Annotated in this window: 4 protein-coding genes; all 4 read left to right on the top strand. The window is 67.2% G+C overall.

The genetic code is table 11. The annotated features are described in order from the left end of the window. The first annotated feature begins 412 nt into the window (after window positions 1-412). The 4 genes from PSEWESI4_RS24270 to ntrC all read left to right on the top strand — a co-directional run bounded on the left by PSEWESI4_RS24270 (window position 413) and on the right by ntrC (window position 4,302). The gene (locus tag PSEWESI4_RS24270; protein ID WP_187673812.1) at window positions 413-973 is read left to right on the top strand and encodes a DUF4124 domain-containing protein; all 561 of its coding nucleotides are present in this window, start codon (window positions 413-415) and stop codon (window positions 971-973) included. A 3-nt stretch (window positions 974-976) separates the two neighbouring features. Further along, a complete protein-coding gene (locus PSEWESI4_RS24265) occupies window positions 977-1,591 on the top strand; it encodes a DUF4124 domain-containing protein (protein WP_187673811.1) in 615 nt (204 codons plus the stop codon). A 192-nt stretch (window positions 1,592-1,783) separates the two neighbouring features. Then, complete coding sequence (gene glnL / locus PSEWESI4_RS24260) at window positions 1,784-2,869, top strand: nitrogen regulation protein NR(II) (RefSeq protein WP_187673810.1); 1,086 nt, start codon at window positions 1,784-1,786, stop codon at window positions 2,867-2,869. Beyond that, window positions 2,866-4,302, top strand: coding sequence for a nitrogen regulation protein NR(I) (gene ntrC / locus PSEWESI4_RS24255; protein ID WP_187673809.1), 1,437 nt, complete (start codon window positions 2,866-2,868; stop codon window positions 4,300-4,302). Before glnL ends, ntrC begins: the two co-directional genes overlap by 4 nt. Window positions 4,303-4,357 lie beyond the last annotated feature (55 nt).

Genomic DNA, 4,357 nt, shown 5'->3' with positions numbered 1-4,357 from the left:
CCCATAAATGGGAGAGGGGTGACTGTTCCGAGGCTGGGGTAAGCACCGTGGCCCCGGCCCGCACGGACGGCCCCCTCTCCCTCCGGAGCGGGGCGCGCAGCCAGGGCTGGGTGAGGGGCGGAGTCGAAACAACACCGATGGCTCAACCCATCCTACAACGCTGTGGAAATTCGCTGTTTCCTGGATTCCCGCGTTCCCGGGAACGACGTGGGTTCGACCGTCACCCTCGCGAATGCGGGGATCCAGTGCCTCACGCAAAGACGATACCCATGCTCCGTAGGAGCGGTCCATGACCGCGAAAAAACCCACATCCTGCCGATCACTCCGCAAAGCCGGCCACCCATACCTCCCACCCCTTGCCAGCCATGCGCCACGGTGCAAGGCTAGCCGCATCCTCATCCGGAGAACGCGCATGCGCCTGCTTGCCGCCTGTCTGATCCTCGCCCTGGCCCTGCCGGCCAGCGCTCAGATCTACAAATACACCGACGCCAAGGGCAACACCGTCTTCACCGACCAGCCGCCGGAAGGTGTCCAGAGCGAAACGCTCGACCTGCCGCCCGCCAACACGGTGCAGATGCAGCCGCCCAGCCCGATCGCCAAGGACCGCGAGCAGGACAGGCAGACCGCCCAGGCGCCGTACCGCGTGCTGCGCCTCATCAACCTGCCGAGCGAGGAAGCGCTGCGCGCCAACAACGGCACCTTCAGCGTCGATGTCGAACTGCAACCGCAACTACGGAGCGGCCACAGCCTGCGCCTGCTGCTCGACGGAAAGCCCTACGGCACGCCGAGCACGGTGCCGCGCCTGCAAGTGGTCAACGTCGATCGCGGCGAGCACAGCCTGGCGGTGGAAGTGCTCAGCGGCGACACCTCGCTCCAGCAGAGCGAGACCCATACCTTCACCGTACAGCGGGTCCACACCGGCAGCCCGGCCCTGCGCCCGCAGCCCCAGCCAAGACCGAGCCCAGCCCCCTGACCCATGCGAATCGCCCTGCTCTGCCTCGCCCTGCTGGGCCTGCCCGCCGCGGCCCAGGTGTACACCTACATCGACGCCGAAGGTAACCGGGTCTTCACCGACCGCCCCACGGCCGGCAACGCCCAGCGCCTGCAACTGGCGCCAACCAACGCGATGCCCGCACCACGACCGGGCACGCCCCAGGCACCGCAGGTCGCCGCGCCGCCCGCGCCGCCGAGCTACCAGTTGCTGCGCATCCTCGTCCCGGAACCGGACGCGGCCGTGCAGAACGGCACCTCCGGCGACCTGATCGTCACCGCCACCAGCGAACCGGGCCTGCTGCCCGGGCATCAGTACCGCCTGCTGCTGGACGGCGAACCGGCCGGCGAGCCCAGCCGCAGCCCGGTGTTCCAACTGACCAACATCGACCGTGGCACCCACCAGATCGCGGTGGAAATCCTCGACACCAACGGCAGCATCCTGGAGCGCACGCCCAGCCAGCCGGTGCACATCCTGCGCACCTCCCTGGCGCAGAAGCGCAAGATCAAGCCCTGCCAGAAGGAGGACTACGGCAAGCGCCCGGAATGTCCGCTGAAGGACAAACCCGAGGATGAAGTCAGCATCCTGCCGTTCTTCTGAGTGAACGCCCTGTATGCACTACAATGGTGCATACAGGCGCACCTCCATCCCCCACCTCCCCATTTTGGTTCGCCGCCCGTCCGAACCTGCACCGCCAAGCCGCCCGAATCACTGAGCGGGACATCCGTCGCGCGCCTTTTCGGGGCCTTGGTTTGCTTTTTGCATTTTCCGGATCAACTGCGGAAGCTGCCTATGACCATCAACGACGCACTGCATCGCCTGCTGCTCGACAACCTGACCACCGCGACCTTGCTGCTCAATGCCGAATTGCGCCTCGAGTACATGAATCCGGCGGCAGAAATGCTCCTGGCCGTCAGCGGCCAGCGTAGCCACGGGCAATTCATCAGCGAACTGTTCACCGAATCGCCCGAGGCGCTGGCCGCCCTGCGCCAGGCGGTGGAACAGGCGCATCCATTCAACAAGCGCGAAGCGGTGCTCACCGCGCTGACCGGCCAGACCCTCACCGTCGACTACTCGGTGACGCCGATCCTCAATCGCGGCGAAACCCTGCTGCTGCTCGAAGTGCTGCCGCGCGACCGCCTGCTGCGCATCACCAAGGAAGAGGCCCAGCTCTCCAAGCAGGAAACCACCAAGCTGCTGGTGCGCGGCCTGGCCCACGAGATCAAGAACCCGCTCGGCGGCATTCGCGGCGCGGCGCAGTTGCTGGCCCGCGAGCTGCCGGATGACGGTCTCAAGGACTACACCAACGTGATCATCGAGGAGGCCGACCGCCTGCGGAACCTGGTCGACCGCATGCTCGGCTCCAACAAGCTGCCGAACCTGGCCATGGCCAACGTGCACGAAGTGCTGGAACGGGTCGGCAGCCTGATCGAGGCGGAAAGCCAGGGCAGCATCACCCTGGTGCGCGACTACGACCCGAGCATCCCCGACGTGCGCATCGACCGCGAACAGATGATCCAGGCGGTGCTCAATATCGTGCGCAACGCCATGCAGGCGCTCAGCACGAACAACGACCTGCACCTCGGCCGCATCACCCTGCGCACCCGCACCCTGCGCCAGTTCACCATCGGCCACACCCGCCACCGCCTGGTGGCGAAACTCGAGATCATCGACAACGGCCCGGGCATTCCGGCCGAGCTCCAGGACACCATCTTCTACCCCATGGTCAGCGGCCGCCCGGACGGTACCGGGCTGGGCCTGGCCATCACCCAGAACATCATCAGCCAGCACCAGGGGTTGATCGAGTGTGAGAGTCATCCGGGCCACACCGTCTTCTCGATCTTCCTGCCACTGGAACAAGGAGCCAGCCCCTCATGAGCCGCAGTGAAACCGTCTGGATCGTCGACGACGACCGCTCCATCCGTTGGGTACTGGAGAAGGCCCTGCAGCAGGAAGGCATGCACACCACCAGTTTCGACAGCGCCGACGGCCTGCTCGCCCGGCTCGGCCGCCAGCAGCCGGACGTGATCATCTCCGACATCCGCATGCCCGGCGCCAGCGGCCTCGACCTGCTGGCGCGCATCCGCGAGCTGTACCCGCGCCTGCCGGTGATCATCATGACCGCGCATTCCGACCTGGACAGCGCGGTGGCTTCCTACCAGGGCGGCGCCTTCGAATACCTGCCCAAGCCGTTCGACGTCGACGAAGCGGTCTCGCTGGTCAAGCGCGCCTTCCAGCACGCCCAGGAACAGCAAGGCCTGGAGACGCCCGCCACCCAGGCGCGCACCCCGGAGATCATCGGCGAAGCGCCGGCCATGCAGGAGGTGTTCCGCGCCATCGGCCGGCTCAGCCACTCCAACATCACCGTGCTGATCAACGGCGAATCCGGCACCGGCAAGGAACTGGTCGCCCACGCCCTGCACCGCCACAGCCCGCGTGCGGCGGCACCGTTCATCGCGCTGAACATGGCGGCGATTCCGAAGGACCTGATGGAGTCGGAGCTGTTCGGCCACGAGAAAGGCGCCTTCACCGGCGCCGCCAACCAGCGTCGCGGCCGCTTCGAACAGGCCGACGGCGGCACCCTGTTCCTCGACGAGATCGGCGACATGCCGGCCGACACCCAGACCCGCCTGTTGCGCGTGCTGGCCGACGGCGAGTTCTACCGGGTCGGCGGCCACACCCCGGTCAAGGTGGACGTGCGGATCATCGCCGCCACCCACCAGAACCTCGAATCCCTGGTGCAGGCCGGCAAGTTCCGCGAGGACCTGTTCCACCGCCTCAACGTGATCCGCATCCACATCCCGCGCCTGGCCGACCGCCGCGAAGACATCCCCACCCTGGCCCGCCACTTCCTCGCCCGCGCCGCCCAGGAACTGGCCGTCGAGCCCAAGCTGCTCAAGACGGAAACCGAGGACTACCTGAAGAACCTGCCCTGGCCGGGCAACGTGCGCCAGTTGGAGAACACCTGCCGCTGGATCACCGTGATGGCCTCCGGACGCGAGGTCCACATCGACGACCTGCCGCCCGAACTGCTCACCCAGCAGCACGACGCCGCACCGGTCACCAACTGGGAACAGGCCCTGCGCCAGTGGGCGGACCAGGCCCTGTCGCGCGGCCAGTCGAGCCTGCTCGACAACGCCGTGCCAGCCTTCGAACGGATCATGATCGAAACCGCCCTCAAACACACCGCCGGCCGCCGCCGCGACGCCGCCGTCCTGCTCGGCTGGGGCCGCAACACCCTGACCCGCAAGATCAAGGAACTGGGCATGAAGGTCGACGGCGGAGACGACGACGAGGGCGACGACGCCTGAGGTGGGACGGGCTTCGGCCCGCCCCTAACCCGGTAGCCCTCGACGAACCCCCGCC

It is taken from the genome of Zestomonas carbonaria, assembly GCF_904061905.1.
GTDB classification, from domain to species: domain Bacteria; phylum Pseudomonadota; class Gammaproteobacteria; order Pseudomonadales; family Pseudomonadaceae; genus Aquipseudomonas; species Aquipseudomonas carbonaria.
This window is presented reverse-complemented; position numbering and strand designations above follow the sequence as displayed.

Bases quoted from the DNA above. Each gene is read 5' to 3' on its own strand.
- ntrC (WP_187673809.1), top strand. From the start codon at position 2,866: ATGAGCCGCAGTGAAACCGTCTGGATCGTCGACGACGACCGCTCCATC.
- PSEWESI4_RS24270 (WP_187673812.1), top strand. From the start codon at position 413: ATGCGCCTGCTTGCCGCCTGTCTGATCCTCGCCCTGGCCCTGCCGGCC.
- PSEWESI4_RS24265 (WP_187673811.1), top strand. From the start codon at position 977: ATGCGAATCGCCCTGCTCTGCCTCGCCCTGCTGGGCCTGCCCGCCGCG.
- glnL (WP_187673810.1), top strand. From the start codon at position 1,784: ATGACCATCAACGACGCACTGCATCGCCTGCTGCTCGACAACCTGACC.